Annotated in this window: 15 protein-coding genes; 9 read left to right on the top strand and 6 right to left on the bottom strand. The window is 39.6% G+C overall.

Annotated elements, in window-relative coordinates; genetic code table 11:
- Positions 1-40 precede the first annotated feature (40 nt).
- The 4 genes from DXA54_RS06560 to DXA54_RS06545 all read left to right on the top strand — a co-directional run bounded on the left by DXA54_RS06560 (position 41) and on the right by DXA54_RS06545 (position 4,740).
- Positions 41-676, top strand: a complete 636-nt coding sequence (locus DXA54_RS06560; protein WP_074635573.1) for a DedA family protein — start codon at positions 41-43, stop codon at positions 674-676.
- Positions 677-753: 77 nt separating this feature from the next.
- The gene (locus tag DXA54_RS06555) at positions 754-1,401 is read left to right on the top strand and encodes a DUF47 domain-containing protein (RefSeq protein ID WP_049703164.1); all 648 of its coding nucleotides are present in this window, start codon (positions 754-756) and stop codon (positions 1,399-1,401) included.
- Positions 1,402-1,416: 15 nt separating this feature from the next.
- Positions 1,417-2,433, top strand: coding sequence for an inorganic phosphate transporter (locus DXA54_RS06550; protein WP_120079109.1), 1,017 nt, complete (start codon positions 1,417-1,419; stop codon positions 2,431-2,433).
- A 51-nt stretch (positions 2,434-2,484) separates the two neighbouring features.
- A complete protein-coding gene (locus DXA54_RS06545; RefSeq protein WP_120079108.1) occupies positions 2,485-4,740 on the top strand; it encodes a cation:proton antiporter in 2,256 nt (751 codons plus the stop codon).
- Positions 4,741-4,915: 175 nt separating this feature from the next.
- Here DXA54_RS06545 and DXA54_RS06540 read toward each other — a convergent pair whose 3' ends face one another.
- The gene (locus tag DXA54_RS06540; protein ID WP_117514395.1) at positions 4,916-6,562 is read right to left on the bottom strand and encodes a M64 family metallopeptidase; all 1,647 of its coding nucleotides are present in this window, start codon (positions 6,560-6,562) and stop codon (positions 4,916-4,918) included.
- Positions 6,563-7,077: 515 nt separating this feature from the next.
- On the opposite strand from DXA54_RS06540, the gene DXA54_RS06535 reads away from it, so the two are divergent.
- The 5 genes from DXA54_RS06535 (at position 7,078) to DXA54_RS06515 (ending at position 21,040) form a co-directional block, all read left to right on the top strand.
- Positions 7,078-11,952, top strand: a complete 4,875-nt coding sequence (locus DXA54_RS06535) for a RecQ family ATP-dependent DNA helicase (RefSeq protein ID WP_005809776.1) — start codon at positions 7,078-7,080, stop codon at positions 11,950-11,952.
- A 66-nt stretch (positions 11,953-12,018) separates the two neighbouring features.
- The gene (locus tag DXA54_RS06530) at positions 12,019-13,596 is read left to right on the top strand and encodes an ATP-binding protein (RefSeq protein ID WP_005809778.1); all 1,578 of its coding nucleotides are present in this window, start codon (positions 12,019-12,021) and stop codon (positions 13,594-13,596) included.
- 4 nt (positions 13,597-13,600) lie between these two features.
- The gene (locus DXA54_RS06525) at positions 13,601-14,311 is read left to right on the top strand and encodes a hypothetical protein (protein ID WP_005809780.1); all 711 of its coding nucleotides are present in this window, start codon (positions 13,601-13,603) and stop codon (positions 14,309-14,311) included.
- 20 nt (positions 14,312-14,331) lie between these two features.
- Positions 14,332-17,661 carry a helicase-related protein gene (locus tag DXA54_RS06520; RefSeq protein ID WP_005809783.1) on the top strand — a complete coding sequence of 1,110 codons (3,330 nt, stop codon included), beginning with the start codon at positions 14,332-14,334 and terminating at the stop codon, positions 17,659-17,661.
- A 10-nt stretch (positions 17,662-17,671) separates the two neighbouring features.
- On the top strand, positions 17,672-21,040 hold the full coding sequence (locus DXA54_RS06515; RefSeq protein WP_120079135.1) for an Eco57I restriction-modification methylase domain-containing protein: 3,369 nt from the start codon (positions 17,672-17,674) through the stop codon (positions 21,038-21,040).
- Here the strand turns inward: DXA54_RS06515 and DXA54_RS06510 are convergent.
- The 5 genes from DXA54_RS06510 to DXA54_RS06490 all read right to left on the bottom strand — a co-directional run bounded on the left by DXA54_RS06510 (position 21,015) and on the right by DXA54_RS06490 (position 24,535).
- Positions 21,015-21,905 (bottom strand): TaqI-like C-terminal specificity domain-containing protein, encoded by an 891-nt coding sequence (locus DXA54_RS06510; protein WP_081342079.1) that lies wholly within the window; start codon positions 21,903-21,905, stop codon positions 21,015-21,017. The genes DXA54_RS06515 and DXA54_RS06510 overlap by 26 nt on opposite strands.
- Positions 21,902-22,507, bottom strand: coding sequence for a master DNA invertase Mpi family serine-type recombinase (locus tag DXA54_RS06505; protein ID WP_004302103.1), 606 nt, complete (start codon positions 22,505-22,507; stop codon positions 21,902-21,904). The genes DXA54_RS06510 and DXA54_RS06505 overlap by 4 nt, the downstream gene beginning before the upstream one ends.
- 138 nt (positions 22,508-22,645) lie before the next feature.
- Positions 22,646-23,284 (bottom strand): hypothetical protein, encoded by a 639-nt coding sequence (locus tag DXA54_RS06500; protein WP_005809789.1) that lies wholly within the window; start codon positions 23,282-23,284, stop codon positions 22,646-22,648.
- Positions 23,284-24,183 carry a relaxase/mobilization nuclease domain-containing protein gene (locus DXA54_RS06495; protein WP_005809792.1) on the bottom strand — a complete coding sequence of 300 codons (900 nt, stop codon included), beginning with the start codon at positions 24,181-24,183 and terminating at the stop codon, positions 23,284-23,286. Before DXA54_RS06495 ends, DXA54_RS06500 begins: the two co-directional genes overlap by 1 nt.
- A complete protein-coding gene (locus DXA54_RS06490; RefSeq protein ID WP_004302091.1) occupies positions 24,167-24,535 on the bottom strand; it encodes a MobC family plasmid mobilization relaxosome protein in 369 nt (122 codons plus the stop codon). The genes DXA54_RS06495 and DXA54_RS06490 overlap by 17 nt, the downstream gene beginning before the upstream one ends.
- Between the last annotated feature and the right edge of the window lie 24 nt (positions 24,536-24,559).

The following is a 24,559-nucleotide window of genomic DNA, read 5'->3' as shown; positions in this document are numbered from 1 at the left end:
ATAACATTCTTTTTTTACCATAACAACCAAAGTATATAAAATGAACTTTTTATTGGATTTCATCCTTCATATCGATCAATATATGGTTATGATTGTGCGTGATTATCATGCCTGGACGTATGCCATTTTGTTTTTTATAATCTTCTGTGAAACCGGATTAGTGGTCACTCCTTTTCTTCCAGGTGATTCTCTGCTCTTCGTTGCAGGAGCTATTTCTGCCTTACCTGACATGCCTATCAGTGTGCATATACTCGTTATCATTTTATTTGCCGCTGCCGTATTAGGCGATTCCTGCAATTACATGATCGGACACTTCTTCGGTCGAAAGCTTTTTAATAATCCCAATTCCAGGATATTCAAACAAAGCCATCTGGAGAAGACACACGAGTTTTATAAGAAATATGGTGGGAAAACAATTATTCTGGCCAGATTCGTCCCGATAGTACGCACGTTTGCTCCCTTCGTAGCAGGAATGGGAAAGATGAACTATTACTATTTTATGATGTATAATTTAGCGGGTGGTGCGGCTTGGGTTGGCATATTCTGCTACGCCGGTTATTTCTTCGGAGACCTTCCGTTTGTACAAGAGAACTTGAAACTGCTGATCGTTGCCATCATATTCATCTCTATATTACCTGCAATCATAGAGGTAGTACGGGCCAAACTAAAGTCTTAAAACACCAAACTATAATCTGTATTCATTTGTTACTAATATAAATAGAGAAGAAAAAACAATTTAAAGTTTTTACACTTATGAAAAATTCTTTTTTTAGCCGGTTTACTCCAAAGGAGCCCAAATTTTTCCCATTGCTGAAACAACTTTCAGAAGTGCTCTGTGAAGCATCCGTTGTTTTAACAGAAAGCTTGCAACATGACTCACCTACAGAACGTGCAGACTACTACAAGAAAATCAAAGAGCTGGAACGTGAAGGGGACAAACTGACGCATCGGATTTTTGATGAATTGGGCACTACATTCATCACTCCTTTCGACCGTGAAGATATTCATGACTTAGCTTCCTGCATGGATGATGTCATCGACGGAATAAATAGTTGTGCCAAACGAATATCTATTTACAATCCCCGTCCTATCTCGGAGAACGGCAAAGAATTGAGCCGTTTGATTCAGGAAGAAGCGACCTACATCTGTAAAGCCATGGACGAACTTGAAACATTCCGTAAGAAACCGACTCTTCTCCGGGAATATTGCTCAAAATTACATGAAATCGAGAATCAGGCAGATGACGTATATGAATTCTTTATCACCAGGCTATTTGAAGAAGAAAAAGACTGCATTGAACTGATAAAGATCAAAGAAATCATGCATGAACTGGAGAAAACGACCGATGCCGCAGAGCACGTAGGCAAGATTCTGAAAAACCTGATTGTAAAGTACGCATAAAGTAAGCCGGAACACATGGAATTATTAGTGACTATCATTATTCTGGCTCTGATATTCGATTATATCAACGGCTTTCACGATGCAGCAAACTCAATAGCTACAATCGTATCTACCAGGGTGCTTACCCCCTTTCAAGCTGTACTATGGGCTGCTTTCTTCAATTTCGTTGCTTTTTTCATTGCCAAATACATAATAGGCGGATTCGGTATTGCCAACACAGTATCCAAAACGGTGGTAGAACAATATATCACTTTACCTATTATATTGGCAGGAGTGATAGCAGCCATCACTTGGAACCTGGTAACATGGTGGAAAGGTATCCCGTCTTCATCCTCACATACGCTTATCGGAGGATTTGCAGGAGCTGCCATTATGGCAAACGGGTTTGAAGCAATTCAACTTAATATCATTCTTAAAATTGCAGCTTTCATCTTTCTGGCTCCTTTTATCGGAATGGTGATTGCTTTCGGTTTCACTCTGTTTGTCCTCTACATCTGCCGACGCGCACATCCCCACACAGCCGAGCAATGGTTCAAGAGGTTGCAACTCGTATCCTCCGCCCTCTTCAGCGTCGGACATGGCTTGAACGATTCACAGAAAGTAATGGGTATTATTGCCGCTGCCATGATAGCCGGCCATTCAATGGGATTGGGCATGGGTATCAACAGCATCAATGACCTTCCCGACTGGGTTGCTTTTTCGTGCTTCACAGCAATTTCACTCGGTACGATGTCCGGTGGCTGGAAAATAGTGAAAACAATGGGAACAAAAATTACCAAGGTAACCCCATTGGAAGGAGTGATTGCCGAAACAGCAGGTGCTTTCACTCTCTACATTACGGAAATGTTGAAAATCCCCGTTAGTACTACACATACTATCACAGGAGCGATTATTGGAGTAGGTGCAACTAAACGCCTCTCTGCCGTTCGTTGGGGAGTAACCAAAAGCCTCATGACTGCCTGGATTCTTACAATTCCAGTCAGTGGACTCTTAGCTGCAGCTATTTATTATATTGTTTCCATCTTTTTATAGATGGAAACATATTATCTATCAGGAATGTTATAATAAATAAACCCACATCTAATGTCACACTTGCCAACTTTGATTGCCGACCTTGCGCTGATATTAATATCGGCCAGTATCATAACCTTGTTGTTCAAATGGCTAAAACAGCCTTTAGTCTTAGGTTACATTATTGCCGGATTGCTGGCAGGTCCTTATATTAATATTTTCCCTACAGTAGGAGATATTGAGAATATCAATATATGGGCAGAAATAGGTGTTATATTCCTGCTCTTTGCACTCGGACTGGAGTTTAGTTTTAAGAAGCTCATGAATGTAGGTTCCACAGCTTTTATAACGGCTATCACCGAAGTAATCAGCATGTTGCTCATTGGATATTTGGTGGGACAATTATTAGGATGGGGCACTATGAATTCCATTTTCCTGGGGGGAATGTTGTCTATGTCGTCCACTACAATCATTATCAAAGCCTTCAATGATCTGGAATTGCGTAACCAACGTTTTACCGGTATCGTATTCGGTACTCTGGTAGTGGAAGACCTGATTGCTATCTTAATGATGGTGCTTCTTTCCACAATGGCAGTGAGTCAAGACTTTGTGGGTGAAGATTTGCTGATAAGTGTGCTCAAGGTCGTTTTCTTTTTAATCCTGTGGTTTCTCATAGGTATCTTCGTTATTCCGGCCTTTCTCAAAAAAGCAAAGAAGTTGATGAATAACGAAACTCTTCTGATTGTCTCTCTCGGTCTTTGTCTGGGAATGGTGGTATTGGCTACTTACACAGGTTTTTCAACAGCGCTAGGAGCATTTATCATGGGATCTATCCTTGCCGAAACCATCGAGGCCGAACATATCGAACATATCATACAACCGGTAAAAGATCTCTTCGGAGCTATCTTTTTCGTTTCGGTCGGTATGCTGGTGAATCCGGCTGTATTGGTAGAATACGCCTGGCCTGTCATCATCATTACACTGGTTACCATTATCGGCAAAGCCATTTTCTCTTCGTTTGGCGTACTCTTATCCGGAGAACCACTGAACACTTCCATCAAATCCGGATTCAGCCTGGCACAAATCGGAGAGTTTGCTTTCATTATTGCCGGACTGGGTGTTTCGCTCAAAGTGCTTGATCCGTTTATTTCACCTATCATTGTGGCTGTATCTGTTATTACCACTTTCACGACTCCTTACTTTATCCGTTTAGCCAATCCTTTTGCCGAATGGCTTTACAAAATATTGCCTACTAAAGTACAGGAGACATTAGATCGTTATGCTTCCGGCAAGAAGACCATGAACCACGATAGTGACTGGAAGAAATTACTAAAAAACATGATTGGGAGAGTTGTCATCTATAGCGTACTGCTCACTGCTATTTGGCTGCTGTCGATACAAATCATTTATCCCGCCATCAGCGAAATGTTTACTCCTATCACTATATGGATCAAACTGGTGATGTGTCTGGGTACTCTTCTGCTTATGACTCCTTTTTTATGGGCGCTCATCTCCAACAAATACAACTCTTCGGAATTATTCCTGAAGCTATGGAGAGACGAGAATTACAATCACGGACGCCTGGTTTCCCTGGTTCTGGGACGTGTATCTGTTGCTCTTTTCTTTATCACTAGTGTAGTCATCAGCTACTTTAAACTAAACTGGGGAATAAGTGTGATTATTGCCATAGCCGTAGTAGCATTGATTCTTATTCTTAGGGAAGACCTCACGCAATATTCACGATTGGAAATAAGATTCCTTGCCAATCTTAACCGACGGGAAGAGGTAGCTAAAAAACGGCACCCGCTAAAAACAAGTTTCAATAGCGAATTCAATGATAAAGACCTTGACTTGACATCTATCCTCGTATCGCCTTATTCCGATTACATCGGCAAGTCTTTAGGAGAACTTTCATTCAGGCAAAATTTTGGAGTAAATGTCGTCGCGATCACTCGTGGCGATCTGAACATATATATACCGAAAAGCTCTGAACACATCTATCCGCAGGATAAATTGACAGTAGTTGGTACAGATACGCAATTGCAGGAATTCAGAAATAGAATAGAAGATGTAAAAAATACATCAGATATGGATGCAGTGGATAAAAAGATAACTCTCCACTCTTTCACGGTAGACGAAGAATTCCGCTTTTTAAATCAGACCATCGCTCAGTCTCATTTAGGAGAGAAGCATGATAGCATTGTTGTAGCTATTGAACGAAATGACGAACTGATTACCTTGGATAAAGACACAACTTTCCAATTAGGAGATCTCGTCTGGATTGTAGGCAACCGGGAAAAGATTAGAGAAATACTGTACTTAACGTAATTTGTATCTAAGCCAGAATGGAATACAAAAGTAAAGTACACCCAATACAACAGCTTTAATGTTTTTGTACAGGCTGTATACTGCAATAAAGTTCTGATTCAAAATAAATACGTTACATATAAAGTCCAGATGAGGCTGAACTCAAAACTAAACTTGAAGTTCAGCCTCATCTGCTTTACTTATCTAACATTCTATTTACAAAGTGAGGACGCGTGAATGGCTTACTTGGTCCTATAGTTGGTTTAGCACTGCGCGTTTGTGATTTATTCTGCAAATCAAATACGGCAAACTCCTCATAAGACATTTGTTTACCCAAACTTCTTTCCATTATTTTATCATATATCGCTTTACGGGAAGGAGCATTAAACCCCTCGGTATTACTATTCATCATACTCTCTTCTGAAGGACGATACGCCCCTTTTATATAAGTACATGCCCCTTCAAATACTCCCAGTTTTTCTGACACATACCGATTATCATTCAAGAAAGCAGACCAAAGTACCTGAGATGGATCGGATGTAAAATCAACATTCTGCGCCCATCCTAATGTCTGCAGATACTGTACATTTTTTATTTCTTTAGAAGAAATAGTTCCATTTTCCTGATAAGCATACTCATCTTCCAATTTGGCAAAACCATGTCCAACAGCCTCGTGTACAAGTACCTGCCTGAAACTTTCACTTTGCAAATCGTATATCACCGGGCAATAAGCAATAGCAAACTCAACCACTTTCGTCTGATTAGTATAACCAAAATAAGTAGTTCCTGCATACGCAGGAGAATTTAGAATTACAACAGCCAATGTTTCACTCATATCTATATTATCCACGCATTGTACATAACGTTGTACAGCATTATCTTCACCGGAAATCCCCGTACTGTTTCCACCCGCCAGTTCACAACCAAGCGCTGTTTCATATCCTGTACCAAAAATATTGTGTTTCGAAACCGCAGTTACTGCATATACATTAAAATAATCTCGAAGTGACTTGATGGGTTCTTCCGTAAAAAGATTCTCAAAAGCTTTGTCCATAACCGCATCATAAGTTCCATCGTTAATTTCAGTATCTATAAATCCATCGCCCATAAGCACAATAGGAAGCCCTTTTCCCAACTTTGCTGTTTGCAGAACACGTACTTTTTTATCTGACGAATAATCAGTAGATTCACTAGCCACTTCCCCCCTTTGTATGATAGTAACCATCTCTACTACGATTGATTCCATATCAGTTACTTTCACAAAGTAGATATAGGCAGTACGGGAAACACCATCAGTATTAGGCAATACAGTCAGGTTAAGCATGTAGGAAGAGGATGCACGAGTTTTTGTCTCCTGTGTCAGCCAAGTGCCAGTACCCAAAGAACCATAAATCAACAATTCATCTTCAGCTATATTCGTAGAGAATCTAATATCCAATTCCCCACCTTCAACAGATACATTATATATATTCTGCTCAAGATTCACAAATTCTGCCGATTCCTGCTCTATGGTAATGTCTTGCGTCAATGTCCCAGAAGTTAATGTAAGTGTTGCTGTACGTACATTTCCTGTTATATTCTCACTGATAGCAGTAAGCGTAATATTGCACGTACCCGCTTCTCCCGAAACCGGAGCGATTGTAAACCAATCCGCAACTGTACTCGCCTTCCATTCACGGGTACTCGTAAAACTGATTGTTACCTGCGAACCTTTAGCCGAACCCATCACGACATCTCCGACATTCTCTATCGAAAAGTTAGGATCTACTTCATCTTCAGTACAGGATACTATAAAAAACAAAAACAAGGGAAATAATAGAAGATAAATTGTTCTCATACCCATTACATGTTATTTTGTTATACCAAAGATAAGCTACATTTTCATTACCAGAAAATTTATTCGACAAATCGCCCTAAAAAAAAGACGTACGGACTTTTTTTTGAACTTTCCGATATAGAATAATAGTCATTCAAAAATAAAAAGGGGTTGAAAGTCATAGACTTTCAACCCCTTTTCTATTATTTCAATCGTCTTATTCAGCGATTTTATTTCACTTCCTCAAAATCAACAGTATCTCTGTATGAGCAACTTGCGTACACGTGTTGCAATTATATCGCAAATCCGAAAATAAGCATCCATAAGCAACCACAGCTCTTGACTGCAAAAGTACGATTTTTATTCATAAATAAAGAGATGTAAACGCATAAAAATCAAAAGAAAGCGATGTTTTTAACAGATTCTTCGGTTTTATCCTTACCTTTGTATATGATATTGGGATGTTATACCCAAACAACAATAAGAAAACGATGCAGATACATAACAAATTCAAGTTGTAAAACTATTTATTATATTGAGATATGTCAATATGGAGCAAACTCATAGGAATCAAGAAAACCGAGGATAGAAACAATATCATCGGCAATAAAACCACCTCTGTACCATGTAGTGCCCACAATTATGCCATAGTAGATGTTGAAATAGGCTTGAAAGACCATAGAATCCATGATATAGGAGCCCTCAAGCATGATAACACGACATTTCATAAAACCTCAAAAGAAGAACTATTCATTTTCTTAAACGATGTAGACTACATCTGCGGACACAATATCGTTCACCATGATGCTAAATACCTGTTTACGGACAAAATATGCCGCTGGATTTTAGTTGATACACTTTATGTTTCGCCTTTACTGTTCCCTGAACACCCTTACCACAGGCTTGTGAAAGATGACAAACTGATGAGCGAACAAATGAACAATCCGGTGAACGATTGCAAGAAAGCAAAAGACTTATTGTTGGATGAAATAGCATGCTGGCATTCATTACCGAAAGAAAAGCGTATACTATTTGCATCGCTGCTGAAGGACAAGAAGGAATTTGAAGGATTTCTCAGTATGGTAAGTGCGGAGTATATCCATAAAGGAATACCTGAACTTATTAAAGAACTTTATGCCGGAAAGATTTGCCAACATGCCGATCTTGACATGCTCATCAACCAATATCCATGTGGATTGGCATACGCATTGGCTCTGATTGACACCACCGATTACCGCTCCATCACTCCCGGATGGGTACTTTATAATTATCCGGAAGTGGAATTTATCATAAAACTTCTGCGACACACTACTTGCAAAGAAGGCTGCGACTACTGCCATACGCAATTGGATGTGCTCCATAACCTAAAAACATTTTTCGGATATGAGCGCTTCCGGACATACGAAGGCGAGCCACTGCAAGAACGTGCTGCCCAAGCTGCGGTAAAAGGGAAATCGCTGCTGGCAATATTTCCTACCGGCGGTGGTAAATCACTTACCTTCCAACTGCCTGCACTCATGGCGGGACACTCCGTGCACGGGCTTACGGTTGTCATCTCCCCCTTGCAGTCTTTGATGAAAGACCAGGTAGACAACCTTGCCGACAGAGGCATCACGGATGCCGTAACCATAAATGGGATGTTAGACCCCATCACAAGATCGCTGTCAATACAAAGAGTACAAGACGGAGAAGCCTCGTTGTTGTATATCTCTCCCGAAATGCTCCGTTCAAAAACAATCGAGAAAATATTGATGGCGCGCCACGTTGTAAGGTTTGTGATAGACGAAGCGCACTGCTTTTCTTCATGGGGGCAGGATTTCAGAGTTGACTACCTCTACATTGGCAAATTCATCCAGAAATACCAGCAAAAGAAAAAATGCAAAACCCCGATACCTGTATCCTGTTTCACGGCCACGGCAAAACAGAAAGTAATCCAAGACATCTGTGACTATTTCAAGCAGACTTTGGATTTGAACTTGGAATTATTCGCATCAACAGCCTCAAGAACAAATCTACACTATTCCGTCATACATGTAGAGAATGACAATGACAAATATTTAAAATTGAGAGAACTTGTAGCAGAAGCCGATTGTCCGGCAATTGTTTACGTGTCACGCACCAAACGGACAAAGGAACTGGCTGCAAAACTGACTCGTGACGGTTACAAGGCACTCCCTTTCAATGGGAAAATGGAAGCCGATGAAAAAATTGCCAACCAAGATGCTTTTATGAACGATCAGGCACACATCATCGTGGCCACGTCTGCATTTGGTATGGGAGTCGATAAGAAAGATGTCGGTCTTGTAGTGCATTATGATATTTCCGATTCGCTGGAGAATTATGTACAGGAAGCTGGCAGGGCAGGTCGTGATCCTGGTCTTAGCGCACGTTGTTATGTGCTTTACAGTGACAATGATTTGGACAAGCATTTTATATTGCTAAACCAAACGAAACTTAGCATTAGTGAAATACAACAGGTATGGAAAGCCGTCAAAGACCTTACCAAACACCGTATGAAAGTCAACTGTTCTGCGTTGGAAATTGCCCGGCAAGCAGGATGGGATGATTCGGTATCTGACATTGAGACCCGTGTACGGACAGCATTAGCAGCTTTGGAACAAAGCGGATACTTGGTAAGAGGAAACAATGTACCTCATGTATATGCCACGGGAATAACGGTAAAGAATATGGACGAAGCAAGAGAACGCATAGCAGCATCACTACTTTTTGGCAGCGATGAAATAGAAAAGGCAGTCCGTATCATCAAGTCATTGATTTCTCAAAAACATATCGCCAAGGCTCAGGATTCGGAAGCAGAATCACGAATCGATTATCTGGCAGACATTTTGGGACTAAGCAAAAGAGATGTTATATCTGTAGTGGAGCGCATGCGACAGGAAGGTATATTGGCAGACAGTAAAGATATATCTGCCTATTTGCAGGATGCAGGTGATTCGGAACGAAAGTCACAAATCCTCCTCGAACGCTTTGCAAAACTTGAACAATACATCCTTAATCATATTCCCGACGGAACTTTACGAATATCATGCAAGCAACTGAATGAAAATGCCGTGAACGACGGAATCAGCACATCCAAAGAAAAAGATATCCGGACGCTGCTCTATTTCCTCACCATCAAGGGGTACACCCGTAAGAAAGAAGATGCGGTCCGCAATATGGAAATAAGTCGCCAGGCAGACTTCGAGTCTACTATGAGACGCTTTGAGAAGCGATTGGAGATAAGCCGTTTTGCCGTGGAATGGCTATATCAATCAGCTTCTTATGCAGAAAAGGAAAACATGCCCGGTAAAGCCATCCAGTTCTCCGTGGTAGAACTTCTGAACCGAATAAAGTCAAGCACTCAATCCCTTTTCAGCAGACTTGATGACATTCAATTAGAAGACGTGGAAGAAGCACTTCTGTATTTGTCGAAAATCGGTTCACTAAAACTTGAAGGCGGATTTTTGGTACTTTATAATGCCATGAATATCCAAAGAATAAAGGACAACAAGTCGAGATACAAGCAAGACGACTATCGGATGCTCAACGAATTCTACAAGTTGAAAATCCAGCAAGTGCATATTGTAGGCGAATATGCCAATCTGATGGTAAAAGATTATCATGCGGCCTTGCAATATGTTCAGGACTATTTCCAAATGGACTACAGAAAGTTTGTCATAAAATATTTCAAAGGAGACAGAGCAAACGAGATACAACGTAACTTGACACCACATAAGTACAAACAATTATTCGGACAGTTATCCAAACGGCAATTGGATATTATCTCAGATAAAGTTTCACGTTGCATTGTGGTTGCAGCCGGCCCAGGTAGTGGAAAGACACGTGTATTGGTCCACAAACTGGCCTCACTTCTGCTACTTGAAGATGTGAAACACGAACAGCTCCTGATGCTGACCTTTTCAAGGGCAGCCGCTACGGAATTCAAACAAAGGCTCATGGAGTTGATAGGCAACGCCGCCCACTTTGTCGAAATAAAAACCTTCCACTCTTATTGCTTCGACCTCCTGGGACGGATAGGAAATCTTGAGGATTCAAAGAATGTCGTTTCAAAGGCAGCCGAGATGATATGCCAAGGAGAAGTAGAACCAAACAAAATCGGTAAGACAGTATTGGTTATAGATGAGGCTCAGGATATGGGAGCTGAAGAGCATGCGCTTGTAAAGGCTTTAATAGCTAATTATGAGGAGATGCGTGTGATAGCAGTGGGAGACGATGACCAGAACATCTATGAATTCCGCGGTTCCGATTCCGGTTATATGTACCGACTGGCACAAGAAAGCGGAAGCACGTTTGTCGAAATGACCGAAAATTACCGCAGTGCGCGCCAGCCGGTGGATTTTGCCAACGGATTCTTGAAAAATATACATAAAAGGATAAAAAGTACACCAATTATCTCCATGAGAAAAGAAAAGGGTTGGGTTGAAGTGATACGCTATCAATCGGAATATATGTATCAGCCGCTCGTCGAAAACTTGCTTCAACATAGGGATAAAGGAACTTCTTGTGTACTGACCCAAACAAATGAAGAGGCCGTTATCCTGATGGCTCTTTTGCGGAAACATGGCATAAACAGTAAACTGATACAATCAATGGACGGCCTACGTTTTTGGAATATGGCCGAAATGAGATATTTCCTGAGGTATATAAACAAGCGGATAAAAACACCGTTAATCACGGAAGAGCTGTGGGAAGAAGCCAAGCATAACACCTTCTCTACTTATGACAGGAGTCTAAGCTTGATGTATGTGAAGCGGTGTGTGGAACTGTTTGAACAAACCAACAAAACAAAATATTTCAGTGACTTCAAGGAGTTTGTATTTGAGTCGTCAGTGGAAGACTTTTGCGACACATCAAGAGCCGACGTTGTGGTATCAACTATTCACAAGGCCAAAGGCAGAGAGTTTGACGATGTGTATATGCTCATATCCGACAATTATGTAAAGGATGCCCATCTGATGCGTCGATATTACGTAGGAATAACCCGTGCGAAAAACAGGCTGTTCATACATACAAACAGTGATTGTTTCAATCATTTGAGTGCAGACCGCTATCTTATGGATCAGCGACAATATGACATGCCTGAAGAAATTGTACTGCAACTCTCTCACAAAGATGTCAATTTGGGATTCTTCAAAGAACGGAAACAAGAGGTTTTAGCACTAAGAGGAGGAGATTCTTTAATTTACAATGATTTCTTCTTGTATAGTTCATCGACCGATAAACCTATAGCAAAATTATCATCAAGAATGCAGGGCACGTTATCTGAATGGGAACAAAGAGGTTATAAGGTGCAATCTGCATCTGTACGGTTTGTTGTGGCATGGAAGCCCAAAGATGCACCGAAAGATGAAACGGAAACGGCTGTTCTCTTAGCAGACTTGAGACTTTCTTTGTAAGTTAAAACACTTGAATTTATCATATTATCACTACCTTTGTGATAAGAATTAAATATTATACGAATAATGCAGATACATAACAATACATTGATAACAGAATGCTCAGCTTACGATTTCAAGGAAATGCTGGAGCGTAAGAAAGTGAAGTCGTGGCTTAAATCCGTGTCGGCTTTTGCCAATACGGACGGTGGCAGTTTGTTTTATGGAGTGAATGATGACGGCGTAATTGTAGGGTTGGAGAATCCACAAGCCGATGCTGATTTTATCAGTGAAATGATAAAGGCACGACTTGACCCTGTGCCGGAAGTTCAACTTATTCCGATAGAACACGAAGGGCATACCCTGCTTGAAGTGAAAGTAAAGACAGGAACGCTTACACCTTATTATTACTATCAGGATGGAACACGTACCGCATATATACGAATTGGCAATGAAAGTGTGGAGTGTAATTCGCAACAACTTCTTTCATTGGTATTGAAAGGTACGCACATGACATGGGATTCTCTTCCTACCCAAGTGGATGCCAGCAAACATTCTTTCATCATCCTTGCCAATACCTTCCGTGAGCAAACCCATCAAGAATGGAACGACAAGTATCTGGAATCATTCGGACTAGTAACTCCTGACGACAAACTGACCAATGCAGGATTGCTGTTTGTGGATAATTGCACGGTATTTCAATCGCGTATTTTCTGCACCCGTTGGACTGGACTATATAAGGATGATGCCATCAGTTCCGTGGAACATCGGGCTAACCTTGTGCTGCTCTTAAAATATGGTATGGATTTCATCAAAAACTATACCATGAGTGGCTGGGTGAAGATGCCAAACTATCGCCTTAACCTCCCCGACTATTCCGACCGCGCCATCTTCGAAGGATTGGTAAACCACCTTATCCATCGAGATTACACCATGATGGGCGGTGAAGTACATATTGACATTTACGATGACCGAGTAGAACTAGTATCACCTGGTGCCATGCTTGACGGCACACAGATTCAAGACCGTGACATATACAAAGTGCCGTCCATGCGCCGCAACCCTGTCATTGCAGATATGTTCACACAATTGGACTATATGGAGAAACGTGGTTCCGGCTTACGCAAAATGCGAGAGCTTACAGAGAAGCTACCCAATTTCCTACAAGGCAAAGAACCACAATATCAAACGGAAGCGACTTCTTTCTACACCACATTCTATAATCTGAACTGGGGTGACAATGGAAGAATACCTGTTGAGGAAGTGGCTAACAGGGTAAACAGTACCCTCGAAAAGTACCCTGAAAACGAAGAAAGTTCGGTGGAAAAGTTCGGTGGAAACAGCAAAAGTTCGGTGAAAACCTTTGGTAATACGCAAGAAAGTTCGGAGAAAGGTTCGGAGATAATCCCAAAAGGTTCGGAGAAAAAGTTCGGAGATTCGAAAAACAAATCTAAAAGCATTGGGAAAACCACACAAAAGATTATTGATTTCGTCATTTCCGACCCATCAATGTCTGCAGAAGCAATGGCCTATAAAATAGGAATAAGCTCCCGAGCCGTAGAAAAACATATTTCAAAGCTTCGTTCTATGGGAATTTTGTCTCGTGAAGGAGCAGATCATGGTGGCTATTGGCGCATTATTGTTAACCCTCAAACTGAGCAATAAAACTATGGAGACATCTTTCATACCATTCAGTGTAATAATTGCCGTTTTGATTATCGCCTTTTTGTTTGCCTCTTTGCCACAGGTAAACCATAAAACGCGATACAAAGTACTTTATGCAATAGCCATCATCATGTTATTAGCTGTTATCCCTATTAGTGAATATATGGCTGGTGGCATACAAAACTCAAGTAACAATTATCTGCTTGTCCTAATATTCGATATTGCAGTAGGATATTTCTGTATGTATATTGCCGCTTTACTGAAGTTCAATGTTCTTAAACGAAAGAACCAAGCATTAGAAAACGCCTTGACAGAAAAGCAACAAGAAAATGTAGCAATCCTATTGGAGCATCAAAACGAAAAACAACAAGCACTTCAGCAAAGAGAGCTTGAATGGTTAGCTGGGAAAATAAAGATGTTTACCGAAAAAGAACAGGAAGCTATTCTTGCCAGTGCTCTATCATTTGCTGAACATGACTTGATAGTTGCTCCCTCAATAAGCATACAGCCCAAAGAAACATGTAGTCAGCAAGAACTAATGTACTTTGTCTGCTCTGCTTTTTACAATATGGATAAAAGTCGTAGTGAAGTTGTGGGTTTCTTATATAAAGTTTTTCCTCTCTATTTTCCAGCAGGAGAAAGTGCATTGGCTAAAAAGATGCCGGGATTGGAAAAGGTAAAAGAAAGAAGGGAAAAAGAAAACACTCAGAAATAAATATCTAAATTATCAAAAACATGGATAATGTTAAAAAATATACTCATTCTAACTTTTTCACGAATAGAGACAACAATACCCTCATAAAAGAATTTGAGGGCATACTACACCATAATCCTCATATTTGTAATCTTGATGCAGTTGTCGGTTTTCTCAGAGCATCAGGATATTTTTCTTTACGTCCTTTCCTAGACAACATAAATAAGGTTAGGGTCTTAATAGGAATAAATGTAGATAAATACATTGCACAAGCAACAAGGCAAGGAAAGATATTTTTTGGAGCAGAAGAAGAAGTAAAAGAAGAGTGTCTACGTGAAATTCGCCGAGATATAGAGCATTCGCATTATAGCAAAGAGGTCGAAAATGGAATGTTCCAAATGGTGAAAGACCTTATTGATGGTAAATTGGAACTAAGAGCGCATCCTTCAAAAAAAATACATGCCAAAATATACGTACTTTATCCAAACGATTTTAATCAATACACCCAAGGAATGGCTATAACTGGTTCCAGTAATCTTACTGGAAACGGACTAGGCATCACGGAGGAACGTCAGTATGAGTTTAATGTAAAAATGGATAGATATGATGATGTAAAATTTGCCAAAGAAGAATTTGAATTATTATGGAAAGAAGCCGAAGGATGCGAAATTACGGCTGATGATGTAAAAACATCAATAGATCATACATACCTCAAAGGTGATGCTTCACCTTATGACCTTTATATTAAAATGCTCATGGAGTATTTTTCGGATAGAGTCATGGCAACAGACGATAACAATCCATTTGATATGCCGGAAGGGTATAAGAAATATGATTACCAAATGGATGCTGTGGAAGAAGGTTATCAAAAGCTACTGCGTTACGATGGCTTTTTTCTTGCTGATGTTGTAGGTCTTGGCAAGACTGTAATTGCTACAATGATAGCTAAGAAATTCTTAATCGAGAATGGGCGTGACAAAACAAAAATTCTCGTCGTCTATCCACCTGCCGTAGAACACAACTGGAAAGCAACATTTAAAGATTTTGGCATTGACAAGTTTGTTAATTTTATTTCCAATGGCAGTTTGTCTAAGATTCTCGATGAAGACAATTATAACTACTGGAATGCTGATGAATTTGACCTTATTTTGGTTGATGAAGCACATAAATTCCGCTCGCATACAACCTCTGCCTTTGAGCAATTGCAGGAAATATGCAAAATGCCCCGTATAGAAAATGGAAATATTCCCGGCTTTAAGAAAAAGGTAATGCTTATTTCAGCAACACCTATGAATAATACACCTGCAGATATATACACAGAAATCCAATTATTCCAAGATCCACGCCGATGTACGATTGATGGTGTATCAAATTTAACGGCATTCTTTTCACCTCTTATTAAAGAATTTAAACAGCTAAAAAGAGAGCCAAATTTCGACATAAGTCGATTCAAGAAATTAGCAGAACGAGTTCGAGACCGCGTTATCAAGCCATTGACGGTTCGGCGTACACGTACTGACATCGAGAACGTGCCTCGATATAATAAGGATGTGAATGGCTTTCCAAAAGTAGAGCGTCCTATAGAAAGTCGATATGAGCTTAATGAGCATCTCGCTGATTTGTTTGAACATGCTATGCTTACTCTTGAAAAGAACTTGACGTACGCTCGTTATCAAGCTATAGCCTACTTGAAGCCTGAAGCGGCACAAGGACTGTATGATAACGCGGAATTAATAAGCCGCAGCTTAGCTGGAATCCGTAAAAACGGATTGGTGAAGCGGCTAGAAAGCAGTTTTTATGCTTTCCAAGTTTCATTAGACAATTTCCGTCAAGCAAACCAAAATATGATAGATATGTTTGACCGCAACAAAGTATTCATTGCTCCGGATCTTGATATCAATATGCTATTAGAATCAGGGTTGAGTGATGAAGAAATTGAGGAGAAACTAAATGCCAAAGCGGAAGATAATCCCAAAAATGCAGTATTCACAGCTGATGATTTTAAGCCTGAATTTATAGAAATGCTTAGAGGAGATCAGAATACACTTGAAATGTTATGTTCAGAATGGGCAGATATAAAAGACGAAGATGATTCCAAGTTCACAAAGTTCAATGAGCTGCTTAAGCATAAGTTGTTCAAATCGGAACGCAATCCTGAACAGAAACTAGTTGTATTTTCAGAATCAGTTGACACAGTAGAGTATTTGGCACGCCGTATTAATCGTAAAGACGTATTGGTAATCTCCGCTGATAATCGTAGTAAGCAGTTCAAAACTATCCGTGAGAATTTTGATGCTAACTATAAGACAAAACTCAATGACTACAATATCATCCTCACCACAGATGTGCTTGCTGAAGGTGTAAACTTGCATCGAGCAAATGTGATTGTAAATTATGACACTCCTTGGAATAGCACCCGACTGATGCAACGTATTGGTCGCGTCAATCGTATCGGTTCTTCATCCAAACATATATACAATTACGTTTTCTATCCATCCCGTGAAGGAAACCGTGAAATCAATCTAAATCAAATCGCATTAAGTAAGATTCAAACCTTTCATTCCACCTTCGGTGAAGACAACCAAATTTACTCACAAGAAGAAATTCTTGACCGCGACTTAAGTAAACTCTTTGATGAAGGCATGAAGAAACAAAAGGAAGAATGTAATCAAGAATTGCCATATTACGAGGAACTCCGTGCACTCTATCAAAACAACCGTAGAGAATATAATCGCATAGCAAAACTCTCATTGCGTAGCCGTACTGGTCGTGAAATGAAAAAAGTAGATGGAGTAACACTTGCAAATGACACTCTTGTATTCCTGAAAACGAATTTCCGTAAGGTATTCTTTTTGGTCTCAGAAACAGCAGAAGAACTTTCTGTGCTTGATGCTCTAAAATATTTCAAAGCTCCCAAAGAAGAACAATCCGCAGAGCGTATAGAGCAACACCATAAGCATATTAATATGGCTTTACGAAAATTTCGCATGATGCAGGATGAAGAAGCACGTTCTCAAGAAACTACCCATGAGGAACAAGGTTCTGTTGGAGTGCAAGTTAGTACCGCTGTAAATTTGTTAAATAATTTCATTCGTGAAATAGACGATAATGAACTATACATAAAAGTAGTTCAGCTCAAAACATTAGCGGAAAGAGGTGTCATCACCTACATAGCTAAACGCTTACAACGCATACAGAAAAACTTGCGTCGCGTAGGAGGTAAAGCCAGAATGACACATGATGAAGCACTTGCAGAAATCATTGATATGGCAAAAAAGTATGCACCATATTATACGGCACAAGAATCTCTGCTTAATGAGCAAGAGACTAATGCAGAAATTATTTTATCAGAATCATTCAATAAACTCTAAAAATAGCAATATGAACTACAAAGAAGTCATCGAATCTAAATATAATCGTGAGGCTTGGCAAAAATTGCTTTATGATATATTCCGAAACAAAATTAGTTTTTGGAACACTCCTTCTGCGGTCCACGTAAGTAGCCGCTTAGCTAAAGAAGCATTGAATCTTGGCAAAATATCTCTTGTAGATGGAGAATCTATAGCCATATACGAAGTGGAATTGAGTGACAAAGTTGACATTGAGCGTAACCGTCGTGGCATTCGTGATATGCTCACTACAGATTGGCGTAATATGGGGTATGCTGGAGCATTTATGTTCTGTTATCGTAAGGATGAAAGCATTCTTAGATTCTCATACGTAAGTGAAACTTGGGGGTTTAACAAACAAGGCGAATATGAAAAGATGTCAACTAATACAAAACGCTATACATATTTGCTTGGCGAAGGTCGTGGATGCCGTACTGCCATAGAACAGTTTGGCACATTGAAAAATAGCAAACAGACACTCAGTGACATAACGAATGCATTTTCTGTCGAGACACTCACAAAGCAGTTCTACAAGGATTTATTCGAATGGTATCAATGGGCTATAGAACCATCATCTAATGTTTCTTTTCCCAATAATACGGGAACTGAAGATGATGACCGTGAGGATTTAGAAACAAAAGTAATTCGACTTATTACCCGTATTATGTTCGTATGGTTCATCAAGCAGAAGGACTTGGTACCACAACGGATATTCGATATTGATTATTTGCAGACTATCCTAAAAGAGTTTGACCCATATAGTCAGACTGTTGGAAACTATTACAATGCAATTCTCCAGAACTTGTTCTTTGCAACACTTAACCGTGCTATTGAAGATGAACAAGGAAACAAACGCAAGTTCGCTACCAATATAAAGAAAGATATCAAAACCCTCTATCGCTATGCCGAAATGTTTAACATCAGCGAGAATGATGTCGTTACCTTATTCTCAGAAGTCCCCTTCCTTAATGGTGGACTCTTTGAATGCCTTGATAAGACCAAGACGATTGACGGTGTTGAACAGGCCTACAATTATGATGGCTTCAGTCGCAACGACAAACGTTTTGCTGATGGGCGCTATCGCAATCGTGCCATTATCCCTAACAATCTGTTCTTCGATTCAGAGAAAGGACTGATTTCAATCCTCAGCCGCTACAACTTTACAATAGAGGAAAATTCACCCGAAGAACAGCAGGTAGCCCTTGACCCAGAATTGTTGGGTAAAGTATTTGAGAATCTATTAGGCGCATACAACCCCGAAACAAAGGAAACAGCGCGAAATCAAAGTGGTTCGTTCTATACGCCCCGTGAAATAGTCAATTACATGGTAGACGAAAGTCTCATTGCCTATTTAGGAGATACTCAATTTGTACGTTCCTTATTCAATCCAGATTTCACCCTTGACAGAGAAAAACCAGAAGAATATCAGCGTGTCGCTAAAAGATTAAAGGCTATCAAAATACTTGACCCGGCTTGTGGTTCTGGAGCATTCCCGATGGGATTGCTTAATCGCATGATAGATGTGCTCTGTCGTATTTCTCCAAATGAGAAAGTGTATGACTTGAAATTGGCAATCATAGAAAATTGCATCTATGGCAGCGACATTCAGAGTATCGCAGCCCAAATAACAAAACTACGCTTTTTTATCTCACTGATTTGCGATTGTGAAAAAGATGCTTCTAAACCAAACTTTGGCATACCGACATTACCAAACCTCGAAACAAAGTTTGTCGCTGCCAATTCTTTGATTGCTAAAAAGAAGCAAGCTTCACACTGTTTATTTGAGAATCCGGATATTGAGCCAACAAAACAGAAATTGATAGAAGTCCGTCATGAACATTTTTCTGCAAAAACTGCTAACCGCAAAAGTACCTTACGAGAAAAGGACAAGGTATTACGTGAAAAATTAGCTAGATTACTGGCGGATGACAAAGACTTTGCCCCTGAAGATGCTATACAATTGGCAGCATGGAATCCTTATGACCAAAATACAGTAGCAGAGTTCTTCGATCCTGCTTGGATGTTTGGAGTCAGCGATGGCTTCGATATAGTAATAGGTAACCCTCCATACATCCAGTTACAAAATAATGGTGGTGAATTGGCTAAACTCTATGAACCATGTGACTATAAAACATTCGCAAAAACGGGAGACATATATTGCCTTTTCTACGAACGTGGATGGCAATTACTGAAACCCAAAGGTCATCTTTGTTATATCACGTCCAACAAATGGATGCGTGCCGGATACGGAGAAAAAACACGTGGATTCTTTGCTAAGAATACAAATCCCCAATTGCTTATAGACTTCGCAGGCGTGAAAATATTTGAGAGTGCTACAGTTGATACAAACATCTTACTCTTTTCTAAAGAAGATAACGAGCATAAAACTTTATGCGCTGTCACCAATAAACAAAATAAAGATGGCGTTAAGAATTTGAGCGTTTTCGTGCAGCATAGCGGAGCGGTGTGTGATTTTTCTTCTTCCGATTCATGGGTTATCCTATCTCCTATCGAGCAAAGCATCAAGCGGAAGATAGAAGCCGTAGGAACACCTTTGAAGGATTGGGATATTCAAATCAACTATGGAATAAAGACAGGTTATAATGAAGCTTTTATCATTGATACGGAAAAACGTGAAGCGATATTGGCGAATTGCCAGACGGAAGAAGAACGCAAAAGAACGGCTGAACTTATACGACCGATTTTGCGTGGCAGAGATATTAGGAGGTATGAATATGAGTGGGCTGACAAGTACCTCATAGCCACATTTCCATCACGTCACTACGACATAGAGCTGTACCCTGCCGTAAAGCGACATCTTCTTTCATTTGGCAAAGAAAGACTGGAGCAGACAGGCAAGACCTATTCTATCAACGGCGAAAAAATCAAGGCTCGCAAGAAGACTCACAATAAGTGGTTTGAAACACAAGACAGCATCAGCTATTGGGAGGATTTTATGCGGCCAAAAATAATATGGAAGCGTATAGGGTCAATACTTCGCTTCTCGTATGACACTACGGGTAATTTGGGTCTTGATAGTACCTGCTTTGCCACAGGGCAACACATGGCTTATTTGTGCTGCATATTAAATTCTCTTATGGGGCATTATATGTTCAAAGATTCTCCCAAGACTGGTACTGGAGACTTGCTTGTAAGCGTACAAGCCATTGAACCTATTTTGATACCGATGAATAAAGATATGGAATGCTTGTTTGAAAATTTACTGGAAGAGGTCTTGGAACATCGCTCGGAAGAAACAGAAAAGGAAATAAACCGTTTAGCTTTCAAACTATACGATTTATCTCCTGCTGAAATCAACTACATCACTGATTTTGTTACTCAATCTCAACAAAGCCAATAACTTGTCGTTCTTTCTCTGATAGATTATATAAGTCGAAAATCATGGAATCTATTGCCATGGCTTTCGACTTGCTATATACATTCTGAATATCATTAACAGCAGACCTGAATCGTGCATTCATTTCGTCTGTCACCTGCATTACTGGAATTTTGTCAAAAAAAATTTTGCTCATTTCACGAGTTCCACCTTGTAGTTCTGGAAATGAATCACGGAAGCAGAACTTGAACAAAGAAGAATTGAAGAATGCTGTAAGATATGCTATAGCTTGACCTGTTATAATGAAACACTTTTGATTTGTACAATAAGCATTGTCATCATATACGAACGGCATATATTTTGTCATGTTGGGATAGACAATTTTTGGCTTATTAAAATCCTCCATATAAGCACAGTTACGAAGGTTATATGGCGTATCTCCTTTGTCTGTTCTTTTCGATATTTTATCCCAATATAAATCTAAATGAGCTTTTATGGCAGGATAATCTTCGATTTTGATGCGAGGTAATTTACCTTTTATACCATTATGAATGTTGATAATCCATAATTCAGCCCATTTATACCCGTATCTCCTAATATCTCTGCCACGCAAAATCGGTCGTATAAGTTCAGCCGTTCTTTTGCGTTCTTCTTCCGTCTGGCAATTCGCCAATATCGCTTCACGTTTTTCCGTATCAATGATAAAAGCATCATTATAACCAGTAAGCACACCTCGATAGATATTTATATCCCAATCTTTAAGTGGAGTTCCAACCGCTTCAATCTTCTGTTTGATACTCTGTTCAATGGGAGACAATATCACCCACGGGGTAGAGCCTGTAAAGTCGCACTCCACGCCTTGTTGCTGCACGAAAACGCTCTGTTTCATTCCGTCAAAAACTGTTTTATAAAACGGTCAAGCGTATTTCTATCAACTTTACATAATTTAGAAATTTTACGCTTAGAAACTTTTGCCTTTAAAAGTTCATGAATAAGATTTTCTTTTCCATGAAGTTTATATTTTTCTACAGAACTTTTTCTTCCCTTTGGTCGTCCCAATGTCACACCTTCAGCTTTTTTTCTTGCCAAAGCCTCCTTCGTGCGCTGGCTAATAAGATTACGTTCAATCTCAGCAGATAGTCCAAAAGCAAAGGCAAGAACCTTACTTTGGATATCATCACCAAGACGATAGTTGTCTTTTATAGTCCACACACGACATTCTTTGGTCATACAAATATTTAATATCTCCATAATCATGAATAGATTTCTTCCCAATCGTGATAATTCTGCACAGATAATGAGATCATCTTTCTGAATCTGTAGTAAAAGCCTACCCAATTCACGTTTATTGTATGATTTCATACCACTAATGGTTTCCTCAATCCAACCATCAATTACAAGTTTATAACGTTCACAGAAATTATTAATTTCAAAACGCTGATTCTCTACTGTCTGCTTATCGCTGCTTACTCTAATGTATCCGTAAATCATAATTTTATTTTTTATTATTTATACTTTATAGAATATCCCATAATAACAAGAAAAATCCTTTTAGCCATATTCTATAAGAATATAAAAGAATAAATCCTTAATAAGCAGTATTTTTTATATGCAACAAATTCTATTTCTTTATTTTGAGTTTCTCCATTTTTTTAATATAAGTTCAGATTGTTCCTTTACAGCCCGATACATCGAATAATACGCAAAGCTTTCTTCCTTATACTTCATACTGCTAACAGAAGCAGTAATAGCCCATGTAACAATAGCGACAATAAAGACCACAACATACTGGAGTTTTATATGATGCCCACGTATAAACATCCCATTAATATTGGGTGGAATAATGGTTACTGGATTTTTCAATTCATTGATTTTTGCAAGTATCTCATCCTGCCGTTTTAATATGCAATCCGTATTTGCTTCAATAGTCATACGATTGAGATTGTAATCGCAAACGTGCCGATAAAGATATTCAAGAAGTTTGGACTTCTGCTTGAATAATTCAATGAGTTTCGGGAACCATAGTGAAAATGGTAAAGTGTTCGGCTGTTGTTTCCAAATATGTTTCTTTACCACAGACAAGGCTTCATTCCAACAAGTGCAGAAACCTTTAGCGACTCCATTATAAATGGTCTTTTCGTCAAAGTCCACTTTTACAGATTGTTCCGATTTAGAAACAGTGGCATTCTGTTTTTCAATACATTCTTTTAGCTCACTGATACTTTGACGCAAATTTGCAAGATTCGCAGCTACTACATCTTCTTTCATTATCTTCTACGTTTTGAGGGTTTATAGAAAGGTTCGTTTCTTTGGCTATCCTTGTTTTTATCGTCTCGCCATCCTTGTTCATTGCTTGTTCCTCCACCTCCACTGGAAGTTATGGCCTGATGGGGTTGAATAATCAATTCTGTAGTTACATTGCCCAACGTAACGCAAAGGCTGTTAAAACTCAAATCACAGTCAAGTTTAGAACCTGCAATGCTAAATTCATCCATACAAAAGGATATACCACGAATTTTATCAGAGTTCTCAACATGATTAAAACGCATATCTATGCCCTGACCTTTGAGAATGCCAAGAAAATCATTCCATGAGCGAGATACAGCCAGTGCATCAAGAGCTGCAGAACGTAGATTATACTTCCGTAATTGATGAGGACGTAAACGGCTCTTATTTCTGGCTTTGCTGTTTTTAGGGGCAAAGTAAAGTTTATATTCTTTGGTTAAAGCTCGACAGACTTTTGCATTTCGTATCCGTTCGTTGCTATCAGAAATGAGATTACCGTCATTATCTATCCGATTGAACACTATATGGCAATGTGGATGTTCCGTATCATGATGCCTGGCTATGATATATTGGGTATTGCTAATCCCCATCTGCTCCATCCATTTCTTGGCAATCTCCACCATAAGTGTATCTCCTTTTTCATCATCGGAAAAACGGATGGTATCTTGCGGAGAGAAAGCAAGTGATACGTGTTTCACCGAACTTTTTACTTTCGGACGCATAGAAGCTTGTATCTGAAAAGAATCGGCTATGGTCTTATTGCTGATGGCACAGACACCTTCGTATGCTAAAAGTATGGCACTCTTTTTCTTGTTCTTTTGATCATTGGCGTAATTTACTATCCCTCCAAAATCGGCTCTTGTTTTAATCTTCGCTATCATGATTGTTATTCTTTACTTGGGTGATAATTCTACTGACTTCTGATATAATAGAAAAACATTGTTGTTTCACTGCTTCCAAACCATAGATGTGCATCTGATGGGCAATCTGGTTGACATTATTGGCTATACCGGAAAGGTCACGGATTGCCGATACCATTTCCGGACTGATACGCTGACCAACTTCACAGCCCATTGCAGCCTGATGGCAAAATTCATTGACAGACAGTCCAGCCTGTTGGGCTTTGGATTGGATATAGATATAGTCGTTCTCGGTAAACATTACCCGGAAACATTTCGTGCGTTTCTGGTAATTCGCTAACTTTGGGCGACCACCAAGTTTCTTTTTCTTCATACTTATCTAAACTTTGATGTGCAT

The organism is Bacteroides sp. OF03-11BH, from assembly GCF_003604005.1.
GTDB classification, from domain to species: Bacteria; Bacteroidota; Bacteroidia; order Bacteroidales; family Bacteroidaceae; genus Bacteroides; species Bacteroides ovatus.
The sequence above is the reverse complement of the archived record's forward strand: the minus strand, read 5'-3'. Positions and strand labels throughout refer to the sequence as shown.